Annotated in this window: 21 protein-coding genes; 9 read left to right on the top strand and 12 right to left on the bottom strand. The window is 60.0% G+C overall.

What is annotated here, in order from left to right; translation table 11 throughout:
- Positions 1 to 111: 111 nt before the first annotated feature.
- Positions 112 to 921, top strand: a complete 810-nt coding sequence (locus tag CUN63_RS27660) for a DeoR/GlpR family DNA-binding transcription regulator (protein ID WP_129444121.1) — start codon at positions 112 to 114, stop codon at positions 919 to 921.
- A 46-nt stretch (positions 922 to 967) separates the two neighbouring features.
- Here CUN63_RS27660 and otnI read toward each other — a convergent pair whose 3' ends face one another.
- The 6 genes from otnI to CUN63_RS31780 form a co-directional block, all read right to left on the bottom strand.
- Positions 968 to 1,750, bottom strand: a complete 783-nt coding sequence (gene otnI / locus CUN63_RS27665) for a 2-oxo-tetronate isomerase (protein ID WP_129444123.1) — start codon at positions 1,748 to 1,750, stop codon at positions 968 to 970.
- Positions 1,751 to 1,852: 102 nt separating this feature from the next.
- Complete coding sequence (locus tag CUN63_RS27670) at positions 1,853 to 3,313, bottom strand: SLC13 family permease (RefSeq protein WP_129444125.1); 1,461 nt, start codon at positions 3,311 to 3,313, stop codon at positions 1,853 to 1,855.
- A 189-nt stretch (positions 3,314 to 3,502) separates the two neighbouring features.
- Complete coding sequence (locus CUN63_RS27675; RefSeq protein WP_129444127.1) at positions 3,503 to 4,141, bottom strand: aldolase; 639 nt, start codon at positions 4,139 to 4,141, stop codon at positions 3,503 to 3,505.
- On the bottom strand, positions 4,138 to 5,430 hold the full coding sequence (otnK, locus tag CUN63_RS27680; protein ID WP_129444129.1) for a 3-oxo-tetronate kinase: 1,293 nt from the start codon (positions 5,428 to 5,430) through the stop codon (positions 4,138 to 4,140). The genes CUN63_RS27675 and otnK overlap by 4 nt, the downstream gene beginning before the upstream one ends.
- Positions 5,431 to 5,457: 27 nt before the next feature.
- Positions 5,458 to 6,363: an L-threonate dehydrogenase gene (gene ltnD, locus CUN63_RS27685; protein WP_129444131.1), complete on the bottom strand. Its 906-nt coding sequence runs from the start codon at positions 6,361 to 6,363 to the stop codon at positions 5,458 to 5,460.
- On the bottom strand, positions 6,356 to 6,523 hold the full coding sequence (locus CUN63_RS31780) for a hypothetical protein (protein WP_165353289.1): 168 nt from the start codon (positions 6,521 to 6,523) through the stop codon (positions 6,356 to 6,358). The genes ltnD and CUN63_RS31780 overlap by 8 nt, the downstream gene beginning before the upstream one ends.
- Before the next feature lie 241 nt (positions 6,524 to 6,764).
- On the opposite strand from CUN63_RS31780, the gene CUN63_RS27690 reads away from it, so the two are divergent.
- Positions 6,765 to 7,412: an MliC family protein gene (locus CUN63_RS27690; protein ID WP_129444133.1), complete on the top strand. Its 648-nt coding sequence runs from the start codon at positions 6,765 to 6,767 to the stop codon at positions 7,410 to 7,412.
- Positions 7,413 to 7,673: 261 nt separating this feature from the next.
- Here the strand turns inward: CUN63_RS27690 and CUN63_RS27695 are convergent, their stop codons facing one another.
- The 4 genes from CUN63_RS27695 to CUN63_RS27710 all read right to left on the bottom strand — a co-directional run bounded on the left by CUN63_RS27695 (position 7,674) and on the right by CUN63_RS27710 (position 13,042).
- Positions 7,674 to 8,858: a patatin-like phospholipase family protein gene (locus CUN63_RS27695; protein WP_129444135.1), complete on the bottom strand. Its 1,185-nt coding sequence runs from the start codon at positions 8,856 to 8,858 to the stop codon at positions 7,674 to 7,676.
- A gap of 88 nt (positions 8,859 to 8,946) precedes the next feature.
- Positions 8,947 to 10,047, bottom strand: coding sequence for an AI-2E family transporter (locus CUN63_RS27700; RefSeq protein WP_129444137.1), 1,101 nt, complete (start codon positions 10,045 to 10,047; stop codon positions 8,947 to 8,949).
- 78 nt (positions 10,048 to 10,125) lie between these two features.
- On the bottom strand, positions 10,126 to 10,761 hold the full coding sequence (locus CUN63_RS27705; RefSeq protein WP_046055223.1) for a response regulator transcription factor: 636 nt from the start codon (positions 10,759 to 10,761) through the stop codon (positions 10,126 to 10,128).
- A gap of 4 nt (positions 10,762 to 10,765) precedes the next feature.
- Positions 10,766 to 13,042 (bottom strand): PAS domain S-box protein, encoded by a 2,277-nt coding sequence (locus CUN63_RS27710; protein ID WP_129444139.1) that lies wholly within the window; start codon positions 13,040 to 13,042, stop codon positions 10,766 to 10,768.
- Positions 13,043 to 13,272: 230 nt separating this feature from the next.
- Between CUN63_RS27710 and CUN63_RS27715 the strand changes: the two genes are divergently transcribed.
- The 6 genes from CUN63_RS27715 (at position 13,273) to phaR (ending at position 20,966) form a co-directional block, all read left to right on the top strand.
- Entirely contained in the window at positions 13,273 to 14,895 is a 1,623-nt protein-coding gene (locus tag CUN63_RS27715) for an acyl-CoA synthetase (protein WP_129444141.1), read from the top strand.
- A 132-nt stretch (positions 14,896 to 15,027) separates the two neighbouring features.
- A complete protein-coding gene (locus CUN63_RS27720) occupies positions 15,028 to 15,354 on the top strand; it encodes a DUF485 domain-containing protein (RefSeq protein ID WP_129444143.1) in 327 nt (108 codons plus the stop codon).
- On the top strand, positions 15,354 to 17,024 hold the full coding sequence (locus tag CUN63_RS27725) for a cation acetate symporter (RefSeq protein ID WP_129444145.1): 1,671 nt from the start codon (positions 15,354 to 15,356) through the stop codon (positions 17,022 to 17,024). Before CUN63_RS27720 ends, CUN63_RS27725 begins: the two co-directional genes overlap by 1 nt.
- 64 nt (positions 17,025 to 17,088) lie before the next feature.
- The gene (locus CUN63_RS27730) at positions 17,089 to 18,861 is read left to right on the top strand and encodes an acyl-CoA dehydrogenase C-terminal domain-containing protein (protein WP_129444147.1); all 1,773 of its coding nucleotides are present in this window, start codon (positions 17,089 to 17,091) and stop codon (positions 18,859 to 18,861) included.
- A 128-nt stretch (positions 18,862 to 18,989) separates the two neighbouring features.
- Positions 18,990 to 20,258: an OprD family porin gene (locus CUN63_RS27735; protein WP_129444149.1), complete on the top strand. Its 1,269-nt coding sequence runs from the start codon at positions 18,990 to 18,992 to the stop codon at positions 20,256 to 20,258.
- Between the two features lie 159 nt (positions 20,259 to 20,417).
- Entirely contained in the window at positions 20,418 to 20,966 is a 549-nt protein-coding gene (gene phaR / locus CUN63_RS27740) for a polyhydroxyalkanoate synthesis repressor PhaR (protein ID WP_129444151.1), read from the top strand.
- A gap of 35 nt (positions 20,967 to 21,001) precedes the next feature.
- Here the strand turns inward: phaR and phaP are convergent, their stop codons facing one another.
- Entirely contained in the window at positions 21,002 to 21,571 is a 570-nt protein-coding gene (gene phaP / locus CUN63_RS27745; protein WP_129444153.1) for a TIGR01841 family phasin, read from the bottom strand.
- 255 nt (positions 21,572 to 21,826) lie between these two features.
- On the opposite strand from phaP, the gene CUN63_RS27750 reads away from it, so the two are divergent.
- Entirely contained in the window at positions 21,827 to 24,436 is a 2,610-nt protein-coding gene (locus CUN63_RS27750) for a DUF3141 domain-containing protein (RefSeq protein ID WP_129444156.1), read from the top strand.
- Positions 24,437 to 24,460: 24 nt separating this feature from the next.
- Here CUN63_RS27750 and CUN63_RS27755 read toward each other — a convergent pair whose 3' ends face one another.
- On the bottom strand, positions 24,461 to 25,498 hold the full coding sequence (locus CUN63_RS27755; protein ID WP_129444158.1) for an AraC family transcriptional regulator: 1,038 nt from the start codon (positions 25,496 to 25,498) through the stop codon (positions 24,461 to 24,463).
- Between the last annotated feature and the right edge of the window lie 189 nt (positions 25,499 to 25,687).

Here is a 25,687-nt window from a genome sequence, read left to right on the forward strand (position 1 = left end):
AGCCAGAGTGACGGTCTTTGCCCCCAGGCCCCGTCACATCGCCGCGCTACTGATCCCGCCACAGATTCGCTACTATGTTTGACCGTCAGCTTTCCTCAATCTGGAGCCCGTATGCCTACTCAAAAGGACATCGCCGCCGAAAGCGGCGCACCGATGATTCCTGAACAGCGCCGTGAATTGATGCTGCGACAGTTGCGCAAGCATCAGGTGCTGAGTGTTCATCAGTTGATGGAAATGTTCGACTGTTCGCACATGACCATACGTCGCGATATCGCGTTGCTGGAGCAGGAAGGTCGTGCTTACTCGGTAACGGGTGGGGTGCGGATCGCCAGCCAGCTCCATAGTGAGCCCAGCCACCAGCTCAAGGCGGTGGTCGAGTTGCCACAGAAGCAATCCATGGCCAAGCTCGCCGCCCGGCTACTGCATGCCGATATGACGATCTACCTGGATGCGGGAACCAGCACACTGGAAATCGTCCCCTACATCAAGGCGCTGTCCGGCATGACCGTGGTGACTAACGACTTCGGCATTGTCCAGGCGCTGATCGAAGCCCCCCATGTCACGGTGATTCATACCGGCGGGCAGCTGGATCACTCCAATCAATCGTGCGTCGGCGGCCTGGCGGTTGCCACCCTGCGCCAGGTCGTCACCGACATCGCGTTCATATCGACCAGCTCATGGGATTTGCGTCGCGGCCTCACCACGCCTTCGGCCCTGAAGGTGGAGGTGAAACAAGCCGCGATGCAATCGGCCTCGCAAGTGGTGCTGGTGGCCAGCAGTTCGAAATACGGCACATTCAGCATGTACAAGATTGCCGGGCTAGAGCAGTTCGACATTATCCTCAGCGACGACGCGTTGACCCCGGCCGCGGCCGATGGCATTCGCAAGCAAGGTGTCGAACTGTTGTTGCCGTCTGACTGAAACGACGGGCTCCGGCAGCGTCCGTCGCCCCCCTCCTCTGTTGCGCTTAGCGCGCCTTCCAGTCCCGTAGCCATTGCAAGCCGGCCGAAGTATTGCCACGCGGCCGATATTCGCACCCTACCCAGCCGTCATAACCCAACTGGTCGATCAACTCGAACAGATAGGGATAGTTGACTTCTCCCAGGTCCGGCTCATGCCGGTCTGGCACGCCGGCGATCTGGATATGGCCGATACCGTCGAAGTCCCGACGCAGTTTGGTGGCCAGGTCGCCCTCGACGATTTGGCAGTGATAACAGTCGAACTGAACCTTCAGGTTACTGGCGCCTACTTCCTTGCAGATGGCCTGGGCCTGGTCCTGCCGGTTGAGGAAAAAGCCCGGCATGTCCCGCGTATTGATCGGTTCCAGCAGCACCGTGATACCGACCTTGGCCGCCCGGGCGGTGGCATAAGCGAGGTTCTCCAGGTACACGCCGTGATGCCGTGGGCGATCGCTTTCCGACGGCAACAGCCCAGCCATCACATGGATACGTGAATTGCCCAACACGCCGGCGTACTCCAGGGCGCGATCAAAACCACTACGAAATTCACTCTCACGACCCGGTAACGACACCGTGCCCCGCTCACCCGCCGCCCAATCACCGGGCGGCGCGTTGAACAGCGCCTGCACCAGGCCGTTATCGCTCAAGCGTTGCTGGAGCTCTTCAGCGCTGTAGTCGTAGGGAAACAGATACTCCACCGCTTCGAAACCATCGGCAGCCGCGGCGGCGAAGCGATCCAGAAACGCATGTTCCGGGTAGAGCATGCTGAGGTTGGCAGCAAAACGAGGCATGGTAGCTCCTATAGATGGCTTTTGTAGGAACACGGCTTGCCGGCGAAGGCGATCTCAAGGACGCATCGCCGGTAAGCCGTACTCCTACAGGTCGACAGTTCGTTAGACAAATGGCCAGATCAGCAGGGTAATACAGAAACCCAAGGTGCCGAGCAAAGTGGTCAACACCGTCCAGGTGCGCAAGCCGTCGGCCACGTTCAGCCCGGACAGCTTGGTGAAGATCCAGTAACCGGCGTCATTGATATGGGACATGGCCAACCCGCCACCGCCCATGGCCAGGCACAGCAGGGCCATGTGGTTCGGGGTGAGATTGAGGGTCGCAATCAGCGGGCTGATGATGCCGGCAGTGGTCACCAGCGCCACCGTCGTCGAGCCCTGCACCGCGCGCAACAGCAGGGTCAGCAGAAAGCCCAGCGCCAGCACCGGCAGACCGGTGGTGCGCAGCATATCGGAGACCACGGCGCCGATTCCGGTATCCACCAGCACCTTGCCAAACACCCCGCCGGCACCGGCAATCAGGATCACCATGGCCACACCGGGCAAGGCCGAGCCGATCACATCAGACACCTGAGTCCGGCTCCAGCCCCGACGCGAACCCAGCAACCAGGCACACAGCAAGGTGTCGATCAGCAGCGCCACCAGCGGCGCGCCGAGCACGGTCATGATGCCGCGCAGGGTCGATTCGGCAGGCAGCAACGAGGTGGACAGCGTTCCCAGCAGAATCAGAATGATGGGCAGCAGGATCAGGCTGACGATCAAACCAAACCCTGGTGGGGGTGCCGGCGGCAACTTGGAAACGATGCTGCTGGTGGACTCTTCCAGGCCCATGTGCGACACGGCCACAGCCGCTCGCTCAGTGCTCTTGTCGTTGCCATTGGACCAGGCGGCCAGATCCTCGTTGGTGACATGCGGGCCATAGACCTCGGCACGAATATCGTCGGTCATCGGGTACACCCGACGGGTCATGCGCCCGGCCACGCGGTAGCCGACATAGCAAAGGAACGCGGTTAGCGGCAGACCGAACATCAGCACACGGCCCAGGTCCGCGCCCAATTGACTGGCAGCGGCCACGGCGCCCGGGTGTGGCGGCAGAAAGGCGTGTACGGTCAACAAGGCCGCGCACATCGGCAGTGCGAAGACCAACAGCGGCTTACGCGCACTGCGCGCAATGCCATAGGCCAGCGGCATCAGGATGATCACGCCGACCTCGAAGAACACCGGCACCCCGACCATGAAACCGGCAATCGTCAGCGCCAGCGGTGTGCGCCGGTTGCCGAAACGAGCAATCAGGGTCTTGGCCAGCGCCTCGGCACCGCCGGAGAGTTCGATGATCCGCCCGATCATCGCGCCCAAGGCAATGATGATCGCGATATGGCCCAGGGTCTTGCCCATGCCGCCTTCGATGGTCGCCACCAGATCGGCCGGTTTCACCCCGGCCACCAGCGCCACCAGAATGCTCACCAGCATCAACGCTACGAAGGGTTGGAACTTGTACTTGAGCACCAGGAACAACAACAGCGCGATGCCCACCCCTGCGGTAATCATCAGGACTAACGGGCTCATTTCAGAACCCCTCCACGCCGGGTAAACGAAACGGTTCTGCCACTGAATCTGAAAATGCCGCAGTGAAGGTGAGTCATGCTTGGATTTCCTGTTGTTATTGTTTTTTCAGGCAAGCCGGGTCCGTCGAGAGTCGCTGCGCGTCTCATGTACAGGGCCTGCTGTATCGATTTGTCGTGTTAAGCCAGCGCTTTACCAGGTCGCGCCGAAGGTCTCTCGCAACTCGTCCAAAGCCGCCTGGTCGAGAGGTTCCGGTTTGGGATCGCTCATCAGCCAGAGCCGTGCAGTTTCCTCAAGCTCCTCCAGGGCGTAATTGGCCCTGGACACCGAACTCTCCCAGACCACCGGGCCAAGCCGTTCGAGCATCACGCCACGAACACTATTGGCCAGCTGCGCGACTTGCTCGGCAACCTTCGGCGAACCGGGTCGCTGGTAGCCAATCAACGGGATATGTCCGACTTTCATGACCTGATACGGCGTCAGCGGCGGCAGGATGTCGTCTGCCTGCCAGACACCGGCCAGCGTCAACGCCACCAGATGGGTGGAATGGGTATGCACCACGCCGCCGACACTCGGGTTGCGGTCGTACACCTGGCGGTGCAGCGCCAGGGTCTTTGAAGGCCTGTCACCGGACACCCATTCGCCAGCCAGATTGACCTTGGCGATGGTCGCCGGGTCGAGACGCCCGAGGCAGACATCGGTCGGCGTGATCAACCAACCGTCATCCAGGCGCGCGCTGATATTGCCGGCGCTGCCGACGGTATAACCGCGCTGGTAAAGGCTGCGGCCAACCTCGCAGATTTCTTCGCGCAGGGCGTTTTCGTTACTCACTGAGCACCTCCCGCGAGTTGGCTCAAGGCTTTGCTGAAGAAGTCGCGGCCACCGAAGTTGCCCGATTTGAGTGCCAGCGCCAAAGGTTCGTCAGTATTGCTGACGGTCGCCGGCACACCCGGATCGATCTGCGCGCCGATCTGCAGCAGCTGTACGCCCAACGCCTGAACCACAGCGCCCGAGGTTTCTCCGCCGGCGATCACGAAGCGGCGCACGCCGCTCTGGCGCAGACCTTGGGCAATTTCGCCAAAGGCGTTTTCTACCAGACTGCCAGCCTGCTCGACACCCAGTTGCTGTTGCACCGACTTGACCTCATCCGGTGAGCTGGTGGCGTAGATCAATACGGTTTGTTCGTTATCACGGGCGAAGGTCAAGGCTTGCGCCACCACCGGTTCACCCGCGGCCAAGGCCAACGGATCAATCCGCAAGGCCGGCCGCCCGGCTTCGAGCCAGGCCGCCACTTGTCCATTGGTCGCGATCGAAGCACTGCCGGCCAACACCACTTCCCCGCCGAACACCGCCGGGAGCTTTGAGGCATCGAGGTCGCGCAGCTTGCCAGCGCGACGGAAATTTTCCGGCAACCCCAGCGCCAGCCCCGAACCACCCGTCAACAACGGCAGATCGGCGCAGGCGGTGCCGAGGGTGTACAGATCGCTGTCCGACAAGGCATCAGCGATGGCCATGCCGACACCTTGAACCCTCAGCTCTGCGATTCGCGCACGCACCTGCTCAGCGCCGCGGGCAATGGTGTCGTAACGCAACAGGCCGACATTCAGGCCAGTCTGCGATTGCAGGACCCGAACCAGGTTGGCATCGGTCATCGGCGTCAGCGGGTGATGCTGCATGCCCGACTCGCTGAGCAGTTGATCCTGCACAAACAAGTGGCCGCGAAAGATTGTCCGGCCATTCTCCGGGAACGCCGGACAGGCCAGGGTGAAGTCGCTACCCAGTGCGGCCAGCAGCGCTTCGCTGACCTGGCCGATATTGCCGGCCGCGGTGGACTCGAACGTCGAGCAGTATTTGAAGAAGATCTGCTCGCAGCCTTGTTCGCGCAGCCAGGCCAGCGCTGCGAGGGACTGTTCGACCGCTTCGGCGACAGGAATGGTGCGCGACTTCAGGGCAATGACGATCGCATCGGCGTCAAGCCCGGCAGCAACGTCTGCGCTCGGGATTCCGATGCTTTGCACGGTACGCATTCCGCCGCGCACCAGCATGTTGGCAAGGTCCGTGGCACCGGTGAAATCGTCGGCGATGCAGCCCAGCAGCGGGCGTGCGGTGGAGGTAGTCATGGGGTGTTCCTCAAACGGGCTCGGGCTTCAAACGGACTGGGGCTTGGCAGTCGGCAATTCGATGCCCGGGAAAATCTTGATCACCGCCGAGTCGTCCTCACGGCCGAAGCCGGCACTGGACGCCTGCATGAACATCTGGTGAGCGGTGGCCGACAGCGGCAGCGGGAATTTGCTGGCCCGGGCGGTATCCAGTACCAGGCCCAGGTCCTTGACGAAAATATCCACCGCAGACAACGGTGTGTAGTCGGCCTTGAGAATGTGCGGTACGCGGTTTTCGAACATCCAGGAATTACCGGCGCTATGGGTGATCACCTCATACAGCGCATCGGCATCGACCCCTTCGCGCAGGCCCAGCGCCATGGCTTCGGCAGAGGCGGCAATATGCACCCCGGCGAGCAGCTGATTGATGATTTTGACCTTCGACCCCAGGCCATGAACGTCACCCAGGCGATAAACCTTGCCGGCCATGCCCCCCAGGATTGACTCAGCCTTGGTATAGGCGTCGGCCGGCCCCGAAGTCATCATGGTCATCTCGCCAGCGGCCGCCTTGGCGGCGCCACCGGAAATCGGTGCATCCAGATACAGCAGGCCCAACGCGGCCAGGCGCTGGCCCAGATCCACCGCGTAAGTCGGGGCTACGGTGGCGCAGCCGATCACCAGACTGCCCGGCCGCAGTGCGGCCACGGCACCACCCTCACCAAACAGTACGGTTTCGGTCTGCTCGGCGTTGACCACCACGGTCACTATCACGTCGCACTCAGCGGCCATGTGCGACGGCGAAGAGCAAGCCACGCCGCCCTCCCCGGAAAATTGTTCAGTCACCGCAGCCCGCACATCACAGGCATGCACATTGAAACCGCTGCGCAACAATGAGCGGGCGATGCCCAGGCCCATCGCGCCCAGACCGACAACACCGACATTCTTGTTATTCATGGGGTACTCCAGAGGAAAGCAGTGACTGCTTGCGCGCCTGCAAGGCGCAGACATTGGCCGCGTTGTAGAGAGGGCTGCGGTAGACAGGATCAGCGCCGAGCGGATGAACCCGCTGAGGGGCGCTGTCATTCAGCACATGAGTCGGGATCTCGTCGAACATCAAGGCAATCCTGTTTTTGTCGTGTTATCAGGTTGTCATACCGGCTGGTGGAGATCATCCACCAATGATCAGATTATGTGACGTATTTTTTCTAGATAACATTTTTTAACATCGCCAGGAGTGGCAAGTTTTGAGCACTGACTTACACTGCGATACACCCAATGCGAACGAATGAATGTCCAACAGATCGATAGGTTCCATGGCAATCCGGGGATCGCGTAATGATCTGGGTGAAGCCAACATGAAAACGGTCACGACCCTTTTCACCTGTCTGCTCGCTGCCAGCGTTTGCGCGGCGACGAGCACCTGCGCAAATGCTGCGTCGTTCAAGACCAGCTTCGACTGCGCCACGGCAAGGGCATCCGTCGAAAAGCTGATCTGTCGCGATCCGCAACTGGCGCAGATGGATATCGAACTGACGCGACTTTATCGCCTGGCGCTCACGGATGAACGTTCAGAACCGCGGCCAGACAAAGTCTTGATCGACCAGCAGTTCTGGATCGACTCCCGTAATCAGTGTGCGTCCACGCCTGAGCCCAAGGCGTGCACGATTCGAAGTTATGCCGAGCGCGCGCACCAGCTACGCCAGGGCTCGGCCATTGTGAGAACCAAGGATCCAGACAGTCTCACCGAAGGCCCCTTGGCTTTTCGTTGTACAGGATTTAGCTCACTGATTGCCGCCACCTTCTTCAACACGCAGCCAGGTGTCGTGTACCTGAAATGGGCGAACACCTCGATCACCCTGAGCCAGGTGCCGAGTGATTCGGGAACCCAATACACTGGCAAGGATTCCCAGGGGAGCTACCGCTTCTGGCAAGACGGCAACGGGGTGATTTTCCAGAAGCCAGGCTCAGGGGCAATGAGTTGTACGGCCGAGCCGGTCAGCTGATTTCTCTGGGGCAAGTGCGGAAAATCAAGCGCCGCTTTTCCAATATTTCAGCCGCGACACTTTTGTAGCAGCTGCCGAGCCCGCGAGGCTGCGTTCGGCTGCGAAGCAGTCGTGAGTCCGGCTGACGCGGTATGCCTGATGTACTGCAATGACTGATTTTACGACTGCTACGCAGCCGAACGCAGCCTCGCAAGCTCGGCAGCTGCTACAGATCGCGTTACGGCTTAACTGACTGGCATTAGGCAGAGCGTCGGCCCTCTCTCACGTACTCGGCGATTTATGCCACGGATACCCTTTCGCGCTGAGTTGAAAGGCGTAATCGAACAAGCGCTTCATGTACTCGCCATCAAATCTATGATTGCGAGAAATATCAAAATCGGAGCCGATGTACGCCAGATTGAAGTCCGCCCCATCCTGCTGTGCAATTCGGTAAATCCGATCCAGATCGCTGATCCCCTGAGTCTGGATCAATGCGCTGATGGCGCGACCGCCGATGCTCAAGGTGCGGCGCTTGGTTCCGGACCACTGCAACTCCAGTTTGCCGTTGCGAATGACATAGAAGTGCCGTTCATCACGCAAACGCGCCCCGGACACGCGGTTCAGCGCCATCACGGTGCCGGGTGGGTAAAGGAACACCTGAGTCAAGACGCCTCCGTCCACGTGCATCTCCTGAAACTGATGGCCGTCAACCTCCACATCGATCATGACGGGTGAGACGGCGCCGGGAATACTCATCGACGCGATCATGATGTTGCGAAACAGGTCTAGCGCGCCCGGTGCCTGGCTGGAGGCAATAGCGCCCATGTTCCAGGTGACCGGGCGTCCTGAATCAAGGTCGGTGGTGCCGATCATCAGCAGTCGTCCTTTGGCGTATTCCGACGCGATCGCCGCAAGAACCTCGGCAGTGACGTGCTGTGCAATCAGCCGCGACAGTGGCTTGCTGTGCGCCATACCATCGCTGGCAAGACGGGTCAGCACATTGCGCGCATGGAAAATGTCTTTTGGACCGACTGCATTGCAGATACCCAGAATGACACCGTCGTACTGGGGCCCCAGGTAGGCAAACGGGGCGACCAGGGCGCCAGCGCTAATGCCGGTGACGACTTTGAACACGGGACGAGACCCATGCAGGGTCCATCCCGCAATGATGCCCCCCGCGAATGTGCCTGCGTCGCCGCCGCCCGAAACGGCCAACATGCTTGCCAGCGGCAGGGTGTCACTGGGCATCCCTGCGCTGGCGAGCGCCTCAGCCTCTCGAAGGTTGGCTTGACTCACATCCCGAATGAACGGGGTCAGATCCTGGTCCAGCCAGTAGCGAGCATCTGGAATGTCAGGGATGAGCGCTTTTTCGGTTAACGTTGGCGGCACCGCATCTCGGCGTTGCAGGCACGCTTGACGCAACATGTTCAGCGTTGAGGCGCTAGGCCCGAGCAGGAATGTTTTCAAAACGCCTCCTCCGGCCCCTGCAAGATCCCGTCTGCCAATGTCAGGGCGAGTGTCTGAACACCTTTCATGCTAGCGCAAGCCCGGGCAGTCATAACGTCCGCGGGACGTCCGGTCTGTTCTGCGGCTGATCCTCCACCCATTGCCAGAACAACTGATAGCCGACCGCAAGCACCACCGGGCCGATGAACAGACCGAGGATACCGCTGGTGACCATGCCGCCCAGCGCACCGATCAACACCACCGGCATCGGCACATCGACACCGCGCCCCAGCAGCAAGGGCTTGAGTACGTTATCCACCAGGCCGGCAACGAACACATAGATGGCGAAGACGATGGTCGCCGTGCTGGCCCCTTCGGTGGCGAACACAAAGGCAATCACGGGCAGCGTAATCAGCGTCGCCGGTAATTGCATGATGCCGAGCAGCAGCACCGCCAAGGCGAGCAGACCGGCGCCGGGGACACCCTTGATCACGAATCCGATGCCCACCAGCAGCATCTGGATGAAGGCGATGCCGACCACCCCCAGCGCGACCGCACGGATCGTTGCGGTACACAGTTCGGCGATTTTCGGCCCCTTGGCCGGATCGCTGACGCGTGAAGCGATCTGTACCGCACTGCGCCTGCCGCTCTCGCCATAGGCCATGAAAATGCCGGCGATGATCAATGCAAAGACAAAGGTGAGGAACCCCATGCCGACGCCGGCCAGTTTGCCCAGGAAACTCAAGCTGAAATGTTTTATCTGCGGCAGGTACTTCGCTGCCAGGTCGGGAAGATCGGTTGAGGCCTGCAGCCATAAAGCAGAGACAGACTTGCCCACTAACGGCCAGTCAGCGACTGAATCAGCGGGTGGCGGAATATGGAAGTTGCCGTCCCTCACGGTGGTCATGGCATGCGCGACCGAATCGGCAATCGAGGTGACCAACAGATAGATCGGCACCATGAGCACAACGATAGCGATCAGCACAATCAGCGCCGCAATGCGGCCGTCTTTCTGACCCAACGGCCCTTTGAGCCGCACTTGCAGTGGATAAAGGGTGATCGCCAGGATCAGCGACCACAGCATGAGGTCGCGGAACGGGCTGAAGATCTCAAAGCAGAACAGCACCAGTACGGCAATCAGCCCGGCACGGATCAAAACATCGAGCAGACTGCGTGTGAACGCCTTCTCGGAGCTGGAGGTGGGCACCATTGCTGCCTCCTTGCAGATCGCTGCAGAGGGATGAGATGGGTTAGCCCAGCATAGTCGCTCAATGGAAAACGCGAGCAATCACCGCAGCTTCAGCGGATCGACCAGTTCAGCGGCGATGGCCATGCCCACCAGGTCCGGCAAGGTATTGGCCTGCATGCGTTTCATCACCCGAGAGCGATACAGATCGACGGTTTTTGCGCTCACGCCCAGTTGCTCAGCGATCTCTCGGGTGGTGTACCCCTGAACCAGCGGCAGCAAGACATCGCGCTCCCGTGGGGTCAATGTCAGCAAGCGTGCCTGCAAGGCTTCATGACCCTGATTGCCCGAGCGGTTTGCTGCGCAGTTGCTTAGCGCCTGTTGCACGCTGTCCAGCAGCAATTGCTCGTTATAGGGCTTCTCGATGAAGTCATGGGCGCCTGCCTTGAAGGCGCGAACCACGATCGGCACATCCGCGTGCCCGCTGACGAAAATGATCGGCAAGTTCAGCTCACGTGTGCGCATTTCTTCCTGCACGTTCAAACCGCCCATGCCGGGCATGCGAACATCGAGCAACACGCAGGCATCGAGCGTGGCATCACAAGCACTGAGAAACTCCACGCCACTGGTAAACGGCAAGGCCTTGAGCCCTACCGATTCCAATAACCAGACCGTTGAGTCGAGCATGCCTTGATCGTCGTCGACCACATACACCACGTGCTCCGTCACACCTGCCATTACGTTATTCCTGTTGTTGTTTTGTTGGGCCGGCCAGCGGCAAACGGCAGCACATCAGCAGCCCGACAGCTTGGCGTCGGGCCTGCAATTCGCCACCGAAACCTTCGATGATGCTGCGGCTCATGGACAAGCCAAGCCCCAGGCCATCGGCCTTGCTGGTATAGAACGGGGTAAATATCTGCTCCAGTTCGGGCTCGCTGACGCCCGGTCCCTGGTCTTGCACACTGATTTCCACGGTGGCAGCACCGCCCTGCCCCGCAGCCATCACGATCAGGGAAGGTTGCCCCGGATGTTGTTCGCGGTTGGCATCGATGGCATTGCGCAACAGATTGAGCAGCACCTGCTCCAGCAGCACCCGGTCGGCATAAATCGGCGGCAGATTATCCGGCAGGCGATCCTCGATTGTCACTTGGCAATTGCTCGCTTCCCAGGCACACAAGCGCACGGCCTCGCGGGCGACATCGGTGAAATTCAGGGCCTGCATCCGGCGTTGTCCCTTGCGTAGAAACGCCCGTAAACGTCTGATCACTTCTGAAGCATGCGTGGCGTGATGGGTAATGCGCTCTAGCCCCTGCGCCACTCGGGCGGCGGCCTGGGGATTGGAATCCAGCGTCTGTAAATAGCGCTGGCTGGCATTGGCGTAATTGACCACCGCCGCCAGCGGCTGGTTGATTTCGTGAGCGATGCCCGAGGCCAATTCACCCAGGGTGACCAACCGCGCGGTGTGGGCCAGTTCGTCCTGATGGCGGCGCTGTTGCACCTCACGCAGTTCACGCTCGGTCATGTCCCGCGCCACCAAGGAGTAATAGCGCTCGCCGCCGGCCGAACGGTGCGCCAGCAACACCAGCGATACCGGCACTGAAGTGCCGCCACCCGGTGGCTGCAATCGCGCATCGGTGCTCCAGACACCGTCGCGTTCGGCGCTGCTCCAACCATCACGCTGCAGACGTGTCAGGTCGCCGCTGGCGAACAACGTCGCCAGGGCCGGCATCGGCTGTTGCTCGTCGATCCCGAGGATGCGCCGAGCAGCAGGATTGAGATAAGTGACCTGCCCCTCGGAGTCGATGAACAACACCGGATCGGTGTTGGCCTCGACCACCTCCGCCAGACGCCGCTTGTTCTCCTCGGCTTGCACCCGAGCGGTAATGTCCCGGGACACGCTGACCACTTCAACCACCGTCCCGGTGTAGGTTTCACGAATCGCCCGGCTTGCGGTTTCGAACCACAGGTAATGCCCGTCTCGATGACGAATGCGATACGTCATTGTGTGATAACCGTCCTGCTCCAGAGCATCCCGCGCGCGCTGCACCAGGCTGGCCAGGTCCTGACCATGGAACAAGCCCTGGGCCATTTGCCCGCGTAACTCTTCCGGCCAGTAGCCAAGCAATGTCCAGGATGCGGGCGATGCATCCAGAAAGCGCCCGTCCGGTGTGTGTCGGGAAATCAGGTCAGTGGTGTTCTCGATGATCAGCCTGTACAGCCGCCGTGCCGTGGCGGCTTCACGCTCGGCCAGCACTTGTGCCGTGGCATCGCGGCAACGGGCGAGCACACGGTTGTCCTGGGGATCGGGGATAAACGTCCAGATCAATATTTGCGCTTCGAACTGGGCTTCGACTCCCTCGATAGCGCGTTGCTGGTCGAGGCAGGCACGGACCAGCACCCGGTGATTGACCGGCAAAAAGCCCAGCACATCGGTCAGCGGTTTTTCGGCGAGCAGTGCCAACAGCGCGGCATTGAATTCCAGCGGCCGGCCCTGTGCATCGAGCAACAGACTCGGTTGCGGATCGTGGCCCAACAGCGGCGAGCCGCGCAGCATACCGTTGACGCTGTTCAGCAACGTCGTCAGCAAGTCCTGCACCCACCCCAGCCAATCAAGACTCACGCCCTCGCACACTTCCACCAATAACAACCCCGGCTGCCCCGGTTGCAAGGCCAGATCAAACACCTGGCCATGGCTGATAGCCGCCCGGCGCAGTCGCCCGGCCAACCAGCAATCGAGTTGCCGCACTTGCGTCAGGTCCAGCCGCCCCGCTTCGACCAGCCGATTAAACAGCAACTGATCGCTGGCCAGCGAAGGGTCGCCCAGCCCCGGTGGAAAATGCTGGGCGGCGCCCTCGTGGCTGTAAATCCGCGCATTGGCTTGCCAACTCAGATAAACCGCCCGGTGCACCTCAGGGCAATCCTGCAGCGCCCGGCACAACGCATCGGCCCGGGCGGCCAGCGACACGCCCTCGCGCTGCAGGCGCAACCAGCTGTGCAATCGAACGGGAGTCAGGGTCATCACAGGTCCGCTACGTTGGGGAAGCCAAGGATATACCGGCCTTGGCGGTGTCACTGCATTCATTTAGACCTGCCAGAAGAAAATATAGCACATATCCTATATGTCGTAGGTTGTACTTCCATATCGGTAGCTGAATGTTATATAAAGCAAGCCGGACATAAAAGGTGCCCTCAGCGGCGACGCTGCAAGGTCACCTATAGAGCTAACAATCAGCCACCGAGTACCCGTACATGTCGATCTATGAACAAGGGCTAGGCCCTGCGGCTGTCAATCATATTGCCTTGTCTCCGCTCAGCTTCATCGAGCGCACCGCCAGCGTTTATCCGGACTACCCCGCCGTCATCCATGGCTCTATCCGCCGCACCTGGGCGCAGACCTACACCCGCTGCCGCCGGCTGGCTTCGGCGCTGGCCGGTCGCGGCATCGGCAAGAACGACACGGTGGCCGTGATGCTGCCCAACATTCCCGAGATGCTTGAAGTGCACTTCGGCGTGCCGATGATTGGCGCGGTACTCAACCCGCTCAACGTGCGTCTGGATGCCGAAGCCATTGCCTTCATGCTGCAGCATGGCGAAGCCAAGGTGCTGATCACCGACCGCGAGTTCCATGATGTGATTCACGCGGCGATCGGCATGCTGGATCACCCGCCGCTGGTCATCGACGTCAATGATCCGGAATACGGCGAAGGCCAGGCAGTCAGCGATCTGGACTATGAAGCGCTGTTGGCCGAAGGCGACCCAGCCTTCGCCTGGCAGTGGCCGGCGAACGAATGGCAAGCCATCTCGCTGAACTACACCTCAGGCACCACCGGCAACCCCAAAGGCGTGGTGTACCACCATCGCGGTGCGTACCTGAACTCGTTGGGCAACCAGATGACCTGGGCCATGGGCAACCACCCGGTGTACCTCTGGACCCTGCCGATGTTCCATTGCAACGGTTGGTGCTACCCGTGGATCATCACTGCCATGGCCGGTGTGCATGTGTTCCTGCGCCGTGTCGATCCACAAAAAATCCTCACGCTGATCCGCGAGCATCAGGTCACCCATCTGTGCGCCGCGCCGATCGTGCTCAATGCCTTGGTCAACATGCCGGAATCGGCTAAAGCGGCGATCGATCACCCGGTCAACGCCATGGTCGCCGGTGCCGCGCCACCGGCCAAAGTGATCGGTGCCGTGGAAGAAATGGGCATCAAGGTCACCCACGTGTATGGCCTGACCGAAACCTATGGCCCGGTGACGCTCTGCGCCTGGCATGCCGAATGGGATGAGTTGCCGCTGGACGAACGGGCGCAAATCAAATCCCGTCAGGGCGTGCGCTACCCGACGCTCGAAGGCGTGATGGTCGGCGACTCGAAGACGCTGGAGCCGACCCCGCGAGATGGTCAGACCATCGGTGAGATCTTCATGCGCGGCAACACCGTGATGAAGGGCTACCTGAAGAACCCGACCGCCACGGCCGAAGCGTTCGAAGGCGGCTGGTTCCACACCGGCGACCTGGCGGTGTGTCATCCGAACGGGTACGTCGAGATCAAGGACCGGCTCAAGGACATCATCATTTCCGGCGGCGAGAACATTTCCACCATCGAACTGGAAGGTGTGCTCTATCGCCATCCAGCCGTCATGGAAGCGGCCGTCGTCGCCCGCCCTGATGAGAAGTGGGGCGAAACGCCCTGCGCCTTTATCACGTTGAAGGCTGATCACCAGGACGTTCGTGAGGCCGACATCATCAGTTTCTGCCGCGAGCATCTGGCCGGTTTCAAAGTCCCGCGCACAGTGGTTTTCACCCTCCTGCCGAAGACTTCAACCGGCAAGATCCAGAAGTACGTTCTGCGCGACAGGGCCAAAGCGCTCTAACCGAATCCACGTTGTACCCGTCAAGCGGCCGGTGTTTTTACCGGCCGCTTCGGGCTCGTGCAGGCCGGATTCGGCTCTGCCCTGCCCTTAAATATCCAAAGCATCGATAACAACAACAAGATGGAGCCACCCATGATCGACATCCATTCAACCGATACCCAACGCTGTGAACGCATTCGGTCCAACCCGAAATTCCTTCAATTGGTGAGCAGCCGTTCGCGCCTGGCCTGGTCACTCAGTGCTGCGGTGCTGGGTACTTACTACGCGTTCATGCTGGTGGTGGCGTTTGCCCCGCAGTGGCTGCATGCGCCACTCACCGAGCATCGGATGTTGACCCTGGGCATGCCGGTTGGCGCGGCGATCATCATATTTTCCTGGCTACTGACCGGTTGGTACGTCTACAGCGCCAACACGCGCTTCGATGCACTGGGCGCCGCCATTCTTGAGGAGAGCAAGTAATGAACCTGCTCCGTAAACTTCTCCTCGCCGCTGCCGGGCTCTTGCCGGCCTCCGTTGTGCTGGCTGCACCCGCGCTGGGTGCGGTGGAAAAACAACCGCTCAACCTGCATGCGATCGGCATGTTCTTCGTCTTCGTGCTGGGCACGCTGGCCATTACCTGGTGGGCCGCGCGGCAAACCAAATCCACGTCGGACTTCTATACCGCGGGCGGTGGGATCACCGGGTTCCAGAACGGTCTGGCGATTGCCGGCGACTACATGTCCGCCGCCACGCTGCTGGGGCTGTCCAGCCTGGTGTTCGCCAAGGGTTACGACGGCTTCATCTATACCATCGGCTTCTTCGTCGGCTGGCCGATCATCACCTTCCTGATGGCCGAGCGTCTGCGCAACCTGGGGCGCTACACCTTTGCCGACATCGTGTCCTATCGACTGGACCAGAACAAAGTGCGGATCTTCGCTGCGTTTGGTTCGTTGACGGTGGTGTGCTGCTACCTGATCGTGCAGATGGTCGGTGCCGGTCAGTTGATCAAATTGCTGTTCGGCCTCGACTACCCGGTAGCCGTGGTGATCGTCGGCGCATTGATGTTGGTGTACGTGATCTTCGGCGGCATGATCGCCACCACCTGGGTGCAGATCATTAAGGCTGTGTTGCTGCTTGCCGGCGGCACGACTCTGGCGTTCATGGCCATGTCGCAATTCGGTTTCAGCTACGAAACCCTGGCCACCAAAGCCGTCGAAGCCCATGCCAGCGGCTGGAACATCATGGGCCCCGGTTCAATGCTCGCCGACCCGATCAACACGGCTTCGATGTCGCTGGGCCTGGTGTTCGGGATTGCCGGTCTGCCGCACATTCTGATGCGCTTCTTCACCGTGCCTAACGCCAAGGAAGCGCGTAAGTCGGTGTTCTACGCCACCGGTTTCATCGGTTTCTTCTTCCTTGTTGTCTGCACCCTGGGCTTTGCCGCAATGGTGATCATCGGCACCGACCCGCAGTACTACGTTAATGGTGAAGTCGGCGGCGCCTTGATTGGCGGCGGCAACATGGTCGCCATGCACCTGGCCAAAGCGGTCGGTGGCAACCTGTTCTTCGGTTTCCTCTCGGCCGTGGCCTTCGCCACCATTCTTGCGGTGGTCTCCGGGCTGGCCCTGGCCGGTGCCTCGGCGATATCCCACGATCTCTACGCCACGGTGTTCAAGAAAGGCAAAGCCAGCCAGAAACAGGAAATGCGCGTGACCCGCATGGCCACCGTGGGCCTGGGCATCATCGCGATTCTGCTGGGCATTCTGTTCGAGAAGATGAACGTCGCGTTCCTGGTGGGCCTGACCTTCGGCATCGCCGCATCGACCAACTTCCCGGTGCTGATCATGGCCATGTACTGGAAAGGCTTGACCACCAAAGGCGCGATCATCGGCGGTTTCGCCGGCCTGATCTGTGCGCTGGTGCTGGTGATCCTCTCGCCAGCCGTCTGGGTCACCGTGCTCGGCCATGCTCACGCGATCTTCCCGTACGACCACCCAGCGCTGTTCTCCATGCCGCTGGCGTTCTTCGTGATCGTCGTGGTGTCGAAACTCGACCGCAGCGTGCGGGCCGACAAAGAGCGTGACGCTTACGCCGACCAGTTCGTTCGCGCCCAGACCGGCCTGGGTGCCGCCAGCGCTTCCAGCCATTGATAGAGAGGGCACGGCCTGCTAAAGCGGCGCCGTGCCCATCGCACAACCTTTTGAGGTTCACGTTATGCCCGAATTCAACGCCCCGCTGCGCGACATGCGCTTTGTGCTGCATGAAGTGTTCGACGCCCCGGCCCTGTGGGCACGCCTGCCGGCCCTGGCCGACAGTGTCGATGCCGCCACCGCTGACGCCATTCTTGAGGAGGCGGCCAAAGTCACCTCGCACCTGATTGCGCCATTGAATCGCAGCGGCGACGAGGAAGGCGCCCAGTGGGTCGATGGCCAGGTCAGCACGCCAATCGGTTTCAAACAGGCTTATGCCACCTACATCGAAGGCGGCTGGGTGGGTCTTTCCGGTAATGCCGATTTCGGCGGCATGGGCATGCCGAAGATGCTCGCCGTGCAGTTCGAAGAAATGCTCTACGGCGCCAACTCCAGTTTCGCCCTGTATTCAGCGTTGAGTTCCGGTGCCTGCCTGGCACTGGATGCCCACGCCAGCGACACCCTGAAAAACCTCTACCTGCCGCCGATGTACGAAGGCCGCTGGGCCGGTTCCATGTGCCTGACCGAGGCCCACGCCGGCACCGATCTGGGGATTATCCGCACCCGCGCCGAACCTCAGGCCGACGGCAGCTTCAGCATCACCGGCAGCAAGATCTTCATCACCGGTGGCGATCAGGACCTGACCGAAAACATTGTCCATCTGGTGCTGGCCAAACTGCCGGACGCACCGGCGGGGCCGAAAGGCATCTCACTGTTCGTAGTGCCCAAAGTACTGGTCAATGCCGACGGTTCCCTCGGCGATGCCAACGCCGTGAGTTGCGGATCGATCGAACACAAAATGGGCATCAAGGCCTCGGCCACCTGTGTGATGAACTTCGACGGCGCCAGCGGCTGGCTGGTTGGCGAGGCCAACAAAGGCCTGGCGGCGATGTTCACCATGATGAACTACGAGCGCTTGTCCATCGGCATTCAGGGCATTGGCTGCGCCGAAGCGTCCTATCAGAGCGCCGTGGCTTACGCCCGTGAACGTGTGCAGAGCCGCGCGCCGAGCGGTGCTATTGCTCCGGACAAAGTGGCTGACCCGATCATCGTCCACCCCGATGTGCGTCGCATGCTGCTGAGCATGAAAGCCATGACCGAGGGCGGCCGTGCGTTCGCCAGTTATGTCGGGCAGCAACTGGACCTGGCGAAGTTTTCCGCTGACGACAAGGAGCGCGACAGCGCGCAAACCCTGGTTGCGCTGCTGACGCCAGTGGCCAAGGCGTTTTTCACCGACACCGGCCTGGAAAGCTGCATCAACGGCCAGCAAGTGTTCGGCGGCCATGGCTATATCCGTGAATGGGGCCAGGAACAATTGGTCCGTGACGTGCGCATCGCGCAGATCTACGAAGGCACCAATGGCATTCAGGCCCTGGACCTGCTCGGACGCAAAGTGTTGGCCGATAACGGCGTCGCGCTGCGCCAGTTCACCGGCGAGATCCGTCATTTCGCCCATCAGCCTGACGCGCCCTACTCCGCTCAACTGTTCGATGCCGTACAGCGTCTGGAAGACCTGAGCGACTGGCTGCAGGATCAGGCTACGACCAACCGCAACGAAATCGGTGCCGCTTCGGTGGAGTATTTGCACCTGTTCGGCTACGTCGCCTACGCCTGGCTTTGGGCGCGCATGGCTCAGGTTGCCAAGCAAAAGCTGCACGAAGACGAAGGGTTTTATGGCGCGAAAATCGCCACCGCCGACTTCTATATCCACCGCCTGCTGCCGCGCATTTTGAGTCTGGAGCAATCCATCCGCGCAGGCAGTGCCTCCTTGTTTGGCCTGAGCGCCGAACAGTTCTAACGATTGAACCGCACGCGGCGCCACGCTCCTGTCTTTTCGGCGTTCGCGTTTTTTATCGATAAGCCCTCGCCCACCTGGCGAGGGCCGTGGGACCTGTCTTTCCATAATAAAAACAAAGGGGCTTCACCATGGACCGCAACACCCGCACCCTCGCTACCCGACTGTTGCTGGCCGGCGGCGTCATCAGCCTCTCGGCCCCCGCCGCTGCTGACTTCGTCAAAGACAGCAAGGCCAGCCTTGAGCTGCGCAACTTCTATTTCAACCGTGACTATCGCCAGGACAACGCCGCCCAATCCAAACAAGAGGAATGGGCACAGGGCTTCCTGCTGCGCTATGAATCGGGATTCACCGACGGTTTGATCGGTGTCGGTTTCGATGCCATTGGACTGGTCGGCGTCAAGCTCGACTCCAGCCCTGATCGCGCAGGCTCCGGCCTGCTCAAACGCCACCGCGACACGAGTAAAGGTGCTCAGGACGAGTACGGCGAACTGGGCCTGACCGCCAAAGTGCGGGCTTCAAAAAGTACGCTGAAACTCGGCACGCTGCTGCCGAAACTGCCGACGATACTGGCCAACGATTCACGGCTGTTGCCACAAACCTTCAAGGGCGGTCAGTTGACGTCGCTGGAACTCGAAGGCCTGACCGTGGATGCCGGGCGACTGACCCAGGTCAATCAGCGCGACTCCTCGGACTACGAGGACATGGGCATCACCCGGACCGGCGCCAAAGGCATCATCACGCGTCATGCCGACAGCGACAGCTTCGATTTCGCCAGCCTGAACTACAAATGGACCAGCAACCTCGCCACCGGTTACAGCTACGGCCATCTCGACAACTTCTACAGCCAGCACTTGGTCAACCTGACCTATGTGTTGCCGGTGACGACCGGCCAGTCGCTGAAGACGGATCTGCGCTTCGCCCGCTCCACGGACGACGGTGGCAGCAATGTCGATAACAACGCCATCGGCGCGATGTTCACCTACTACCTTGGCGGGCATGCGTTGGGCCTGGGTTACCAAGGTATGAGCGGCGACACCGGCTACGCCTACGTCAACGGCACCGATGCCTTCCTGGTGAACTTCGTGCAGATCGGCGACTTCGCCAGCAAGGACGAAAAGTCCTGGCAGGCTCGCTACGACTACAACTTTGCGGCCATTGGCGTTCCGGGGCTGACGTTCATGACCCACTACCTCACCGGCGACAATATCGATCTGGGCGGCAATCGTCCGGAAGGTAAGGAATGGGAGCGTGATACCGACATCGGTTATGTCGTGCAGAGCGGGCCGCTGAAGAATGTCGGGGTGAAATGGCGTAACGCGACGGTGCGCTCGACCAATTTCGGCAGCGACCTGGATGAAAACCGTTTGATCGTCAGCTACACCTTGCCGATCTGGTAAGTAGATCAAGAGATCGCAGCCTGCGGCAGCTCCTACGGGGTACGCATTCCTTCTGTAGGAGCTGCCGAAGGTTCGGGCCGCGTTCGGACGATCTTTTGATTCTGCCCTTAGCCCCTCCCTCCCAACACCAAACCGCTTCAGTGGCCAGAGTAGGTTAAGATGCCTGCAAACCAGGCCCGCCGCGAGACGCCCCGCATGACTGATACCACCCCCCGCCTGATCAAGAAGTACCCCAATCGCCGACTGTATGACACCCACACCAGCAGTCATTTGACGCTGGCGGACATACGCCAGTTGGTGGTCGACAAAATTGCCTTTCAGGTGGTCGATGCCAAGAGCGGCGAGGACCTGACGCGCAGCATCCTGCTGCAAGTGATTCTGGAAGCCGAAAGCGGCGGTGAGCCCATCTTCACCACCGAAATGCTGCTGGGGGTTATCCAGTTCTACGGCCCTTATCAGGGCGTACTCGGCAGTTACCTGGACAAGAGCATCCAGACAGTCATCGACATCCAGTCCCAGACCGGCGCGCAATCGTCCGAAGCCTGGAGCGACTTCATGCATCAACAGGCCCCGGTGATGCAGGACCTGATGCGCCAATATGTCGACCAATCCAAGGCGTTGTACCTCAATACCCAGAACCTGTTCGGCATGTTTGGCGGTAAACCCGGCACCGATAACGGGCCGAAAAAAAATGGCGATGGGGAATAAACCCATCGCCATTGGTGCCGCTTACTTGATGCGACTTACTTGTTACCGCTGGTAGCCTTGGCGCTTGCTTCTGGAGCAGCTTTGGTGGCCGCGGCAGTCGCTGCGTCGAAACCACTCTGAGCCACATCGGCAGCCTGTTTTACGGCTTTCTGTGCGCTTTCGAACACAGTACCGGCATTCGCCAGGCTCGACTTGAACGCTGCCACAACAGGCTCGGAGCCGGCCGGTGCATTCTTGCTGATGGCTTCAACGAACTCTTGCACCTGTTGGGTGCCCGCTTCGACTTGACTCGAGGTCAGTTTGGCGATGTCCGACTGAGTACCGACGATCAGCGCTTGGACCTGACGGTTGAATTCAGCTAGACGTTCAGTCTGTGCACTTGGCTGGGTGAAAGAAGCCTGAAGCTCGGCGAAACCTTGTGGATCACGGACGGCCAGCAGCTTGCGAACACCTTCGAAGTGCTCTTCGGTGGAGTCGCGCAGTGCCTTGAACTGCAACTGGCTGAGCTGTTCAACGCTGGCGAAGACTTTGCCGCTGATTTGCTGCAAAAGATCGAGGTTGGCTTTCTGAGCGGTTTGCAGTTTTTCCGAATTGAAAAAAGACATGCTTGAATCTCCTGGTACTGGAAGGCCCTGATGGACCTGAGGACGCGATAGCGATCCGGCCAGTCATCGCGTTAGCCTTGATATTGCAGTGCACAAAACTATTTGGCAACGTCTATTTTTGTGCGGTGCAAAATAAACTTTGCTCATGCCCTCCCTATTCGCTATAAACTCCAGGCTATCGAACGGCCGGCCTAGTCCTCTTTAACTAAAGGGTTCAGATGCGCAGGTTGCCATGCATAGCGTCAGGAGATCACGATGGGTCAGGAAGTTAATATTGCGCTGCAAGATGAAAAGCTCTCCGAACCCGCCGGCTTGTTCGAGCACCTCAATCATCTACAACGACTTAATACCCGTAACGTCCTCGACGCCGTGCAGAAGCGCCAGGCAAAAACCTTCGCGCCTTTAAGCCTTGGGCAACTCCGACAGCCAACGCCTGCTGACTGGCAGGAATACTTCACGGACCTCGGCCAACGCAGCGTGTTGTTTTGGGACACCTTGCGTCAGCGCGGCGACAACACCCTGGCCCACGAACGCGCCGGGTATCCGCTGCTGCTCAAGTTCAATCATGAAACGCTGGTCGCCGGTGAAGACCTGCCTCGCCCGGTCAATTACTCGTTGTTGCAAATCCTCGGCGGTCCCGGACAACAGATCGACAGCAAAAAACAGCCGGTGATCATCATTGACCCACGCGGCGGCCACGGCTCGGGGATCGGCGGTTTCAAACAGGATTCGGTCATCGGCGAGAGCCTGAGAGCCGGCCACCCGACCTACTTCGTCTCCTTCAGCCACTCGCCCCGCCCTGGGCAAACCCTCGCCGATATCAGCGAAGCCCAGGCGCGGTTCATCGAAGTCGTCAGCGCCCGACATCCCGACAGCACCAAACCCGTGGTAATCGGCAACTGCCAGGCGGGCTGGGCCTTAATGGGCCTCGCGGCCACCCGGCCGGAGCTGCCGGGGCTGATCATCGTCAACGGTGCGCCGTTGTCGTATTGGGCCGGCGTCAATGGCCGCAATCCGATGCGCTACACCGGCGGTTTGCTGGGCGGTGGCTGGATGGCGCGCCTGGGAAGCGACCTTGGTAATGACCGTTTCGACGGCACCTGGCTGGTCAGCAATTTCGAAAACCTGGACCCGGCCAACACCTATTGGGGCAAGTACTACCACTTGTTCAGCGAAGTCGACAGCGAGGCCGCACGCTTTCTGGATTTCGAACGCTGGTGGGGCAGCCCGACCCTGCTCAATGGCGAAGAGATCGAGATGATTGTCGACGACCTGTTCATCGGCAATCGGCTGTCCGGCGGCCTCGGTCGCAAGAGCAGCGGGCTTGATCTCAAGCTGATCGAAGTGCCGGTGGTGGTGTTCTGCTCGTATGGCGACAACATCACCCCCCCGCAACAGGCACTGGACTGGATCTCCGACGTCTATCCAAGCGATCTCGCGTTGCAAAATGCCGGACGCACCATCGTGTACCTGCGGCACGCGAGCATCGGTCACCTGGGCATCTTCGTGTCCGGTGAAGTGGCGCGGCGCGAGCACCGTGAATTGCTCGGTGCGGTCGATGCGATCAATGCGCTGTCAGCCGGGCTGTATGAAATGCTGATCGAAGACCTGCCGGAGAATTCGGCGACGCCGTATGCCGTGCGTTTCGAACGCCGGCGTATCGCCGACATCCATGGCCAGGTGCAGCCGCCCCGTGATGACGATCGCGAATTTGCGCTGGTCCAGCGCGCGTCCGACATCAACAACAGTGTGTACGACGAATTCATACGCCCGTGGTTGCGCCAGCTGATCAACGAACCGAGCGCCGAAATGCTGCGCAGGGCGCACCCTTTCCATCAGCAACAAGTGGCCTGGAGCAGTTTGAACCCGGCGCTTTGGTGGCTGGCAGGCAGTGCCGCCCAAGTGAGCAAGGATCGCCATCCCGCCAGCCAGAACAACCCGTTGCTGGTCTGGCAGGAACTGCTTTCCAACCAGGTGCAGGACGCCTTGAACGGCTATCGGGATCTGCGCGATGCGGCTCAGGAAATGTGTTTCTACGGCGTGTATGGCGTACTCAATAGCCTCACCGGCAATGCACCCGGGCGAAATTTGCAGGAACATGCCGAGCAGCACGACAAGGCTTTGATCGAGCGCTTGCAGGATGCCCTGCCCCTTGGCGGCCTGATGGAAGCCTTGATACGGATCCTGTTCCTGCTGGGCCGCGACAGCGACACGTCGGGCAAGGAAAGCGTCGAAAAATTGATCCTGCAACTGCAGGTGCTGCTCCAGGACTACAGTGCCAAACCGCTTGATTTGCGCGAAACCCTGCGCCTGCAAAAACTGCTGGTCGCCACCCATCCGCAAGAAAGCCTGCACAGCCTGCCCTTGATGCTTGCCGAGGTCGAAGAGCGCCAGCAAGTGCTGGCGGCCGTCGCCAATTTGCTGCCGGAACTGCTGACCAGCGGCGCAGACAACCCCTTCTGGCGTGAGCTGCACACGCTGCTGGACGTGCCGCTGCCGGGTTTCAGCCTGACCCAACCACCCGGTGAATCCGATGCCATCGAAGAGAAAGTCCCGGCGATAGCTCCAGAGACGGTCAAGCAGGAAGCCCCAGTGGTCATCCCTGAGCCAATCAAGCAGAAAGCCCCGGCGGTAACCCCAGAGCCAATCAAACAGAAAACCCCAGCGGTAATCCCCGAACCAATCAAACAGAAAACCCCAGCGGTAATCCCCGAGCCAATCAAACAGAAAACCCCAGCGGTAATCCCCGAGCCAATCAAGCAGGAAAAAACCGCAGTGACCCCTGACCCCGTCGCCAAGGTTGCGAGTCCAGTGCGCAAACCTGCCAAGGGCAAGAAAGGCGTGAAAAAACCTCCGGTGAAATAACGTTGAACGCTGACGAGGACCGCGTCAGACCGGCGCGGCCTCCTCGATTTCAAGCGATTCATCGGCCCGATACTGACCGGGTGTCATGCCAAACCAGCGGCTACAGGCTTTGTTGAAGCTGCTGTGATCATGAAAACCAAGGAGATAGGCGACATGCTTCATGTTGAAGTGAGAATGACGCAGGTAAAAATCGGCCAGTTGCCGGCGCACCGCGTTCTGCACATCCTTGAATTGCGTCCCTTCTTTTTCCAGCGCGCGTTGCAGCGTCCGCTTGCTGATGTTCAATGCCGCCGCGATCGACTCCATGTCGCACTGTCCATGGCCCTGACTCAAGCGCTCGGTAAGCAGCGCGCGAATCCTGCCGACGATGCAAAAACCAAACAGCAGGTCCAGTTGCGCCTCGGCAAAACTGTCATGCAGCACTGCCAACGCTTCGTTGGCCATGCTCAACGGACGGAGCAGCTCCTGCCCGTCAAACAAAATGCTGTCGTAAGCCGCGTCGAAACGCAGGTCGCAGCCAAACAAACGTCGATGCTCGGTGGTGTCTTCAGGTTCGGGATAGCTGAACTCCACGCTCAAGGGTTGCGGTGAGTTGCCGCCCGCCAGCTTACGGCAGAAGCCCAGCAATGAAGCCAGCGCTGCATCGGTGTATTGGCGAGGTTTGACCGAGCCTTTTTGTTGATGATCGAGGCCGGAAAGTCGGTAATTCTGCTGTTCCGATGTAAAGAAAAGACTGAATCCAGTGCCGATCAACGGACTGAAACGGACCAGTCTTTCAAGGGCTTTTTTCAGATTCAGGCTGGACATCATGGTGTAGCCGACGATCTGAAAGCTGCCGGGGTGGAAACTTCCATAGGCCCTCAAGCCAATGTGCGGATCACCCGAGGCCTGAGCGGCCAGATCCCATAGTCGATAGATAGCCCTTCGCTCGCAAAACGCTCCTGGTTTGTTCGCGAGCTTCATGTCTAGTTCAGCCTCCTGACACAGACTGGCAACATCCAGTCCTTGAGCTAAGAGCGTATTTACCAGCACGCTGGCATAGCCTGAACTCATTCTATACATGGCGTCCTCAATGACCTGTGGAACCGAACATCCTGTCCGGAGCCATGACTGATCTGCGATGAATCAAATACTAACGGGTGGTTCAGTTGCCAATATTGATCCCAGTATAGGTACTCCTGACTTTTAGCCACTATTTCAGGGCATTCGTCTCACCCTGTAGCAGCTGCCGAGCCCGCGAGGCTGCGTTCG

Origin of the sequence: Pseudomonas sp. ACM7 (genome assembly GCF_004136015.1) — a bacterium.
GTDB classification, from domain to species: domain Bacteria; phylum Pseudomonadota; class Gammaproteobacteria; order Pseudomonadales; family Pseudomonadaceae; genus Aquipseudomonas; species Aquipseudomonas frigoris.

Excerpts from the sequence above, each read along its gene's own strand:
- CUN63_RS27660 (WP_129444121.1), top strand. The coding sequence starts at position 112 with ATGCCTACTCAAAAGGACATCGCCGCCGAAAGCGGCGCACCGATGATT.
- otnI (WP_129444123.1), bottom strand. The coding sequence starts at position 1,750 with ATGCCTCGTTTTGCTGCCAACCTCAGCATGCTCTACCCGGAACATGCG.
- CUN63_RS27670 (WP_129444125.1), bottom strand. The coding sequence starts at position 3,313 with ATGAGCCCGTTAGTCCTGATGATTACCGCAGGGGTGGGCATCGCGCTG.
- otnK (WP_129444129.1), bottom strand. The coding sequence starts at position 5,430 with ATGACTACCTCCACCGCACGCCCGCTGCTGGGCTGCATCGCCGACGAT.
- ltnD (WP_129444131.1), bottom strand. The coding sequence starts at position 6,363 with ATGAATAACAAGAATGTCGGTGTTGTCGGTCTGGGCGCGATGGGCCTG.
- CUN63_RS31780 (WP_165353289.1), bottom strand. The coding sequence starts at position 6,523 with ATGTTCGACGAGATCCCGACTCATGTGCTGAATGACAGCGCCCCTCAG.
- CUN63_RS27690 (WP_129444133.1), top strand. The coding sequence starts at position 6,765 with ATGAAAACGGTCACGACCCTTTTCACCTGTCTGCTCGCTGCCAGCGTT.
- CUN63_RS27700 (WP_129444137.1), bottom strand. The coding sequence starts at position 10,047 with ATGGTGCCCACCTCCAGCTCCGAGAAGGCGTTCACACGCAGTCTGCTC.
- CUN63_RS27705 (WP_046055223.1), bottom strand. The coding sequence starts at position 10,761 with ATGGCAGGTGTGACGGAGCACGTGGTGTATGTGGTCGACGACGATCAA.
- CUN63_RS27710 (WP_129444139.1), bottom strand. The coding sequence starts at position 13,042 with ATGACCCTGACTCCCGTTCGATTGCACAGCTGGTTGCGCCTGCAGCGC.
- CUN63_RS27715 (WP_129444141.1), top strand. The coding sequence starts at position 13,273 with ATGTCGATCTATGAACAAGGGCTAGGCCCTGCGGCTGTCAATCATATT.
- CUN63_RS27720 (WP_129444143.1), top strand. The coding sequence starts at position 15,028 with ATGATCGACATCCATTCAACCGATACCCAACGCTGTGAACGCATTCGG.
- CUN63_RS27725 (WP_129444145.1), top strand. The coding sequence starts at position 15,354 with ATGAACCTGCTCCGTAAACTTCTCCTCGCCGCTGCCGGGCTCTTGCCG.
- CUN63_RS27730 (WP_129444147.1), top strand. The coding sequence starts at position 17,089 with ATGCCCGAATTCAACGCCCCGCTGCGCGACATGCGCTTTGTGCTGCAT.
- CUN63_RS27735 (WP_129444149.1), top strand. The coding sequence starts at position 18,990 with ATGGACCGCAACACCCGCACCCTCGCTACCCGACTGTTGCTGGCCGGC.
- phaR (WP_129444151.1), top strand. The coding sequence starts at position 20,418 with ATGCCTGCAAACCAGGCCCGCCGCGAGACGCCCCGCATGACTGATACC.
- phaP (WP_129444153.1), bottom strand. The coding sequence starts at position 21,571 with ATGTCTTTTTTCAATTCGGAAAAACTGCAAACCGCTCAGAAAGCCAAC.
- CUN63_RS27750 (WP_129444156.1), top strand. The coding sequence starts at position 21,827 with ATGGGTCAGGAAGTTAATATTGCGCTGCAAGATGAAAAGCTCTCCGAA.
- CUN63_RS27755 (WP_129444158.1), bottom strand. The coding sequence starts at position 25,498 with ATGTATAGAATGAGTTCAGGCTATGCCAGCGTGCTGGTAAATACGCTC.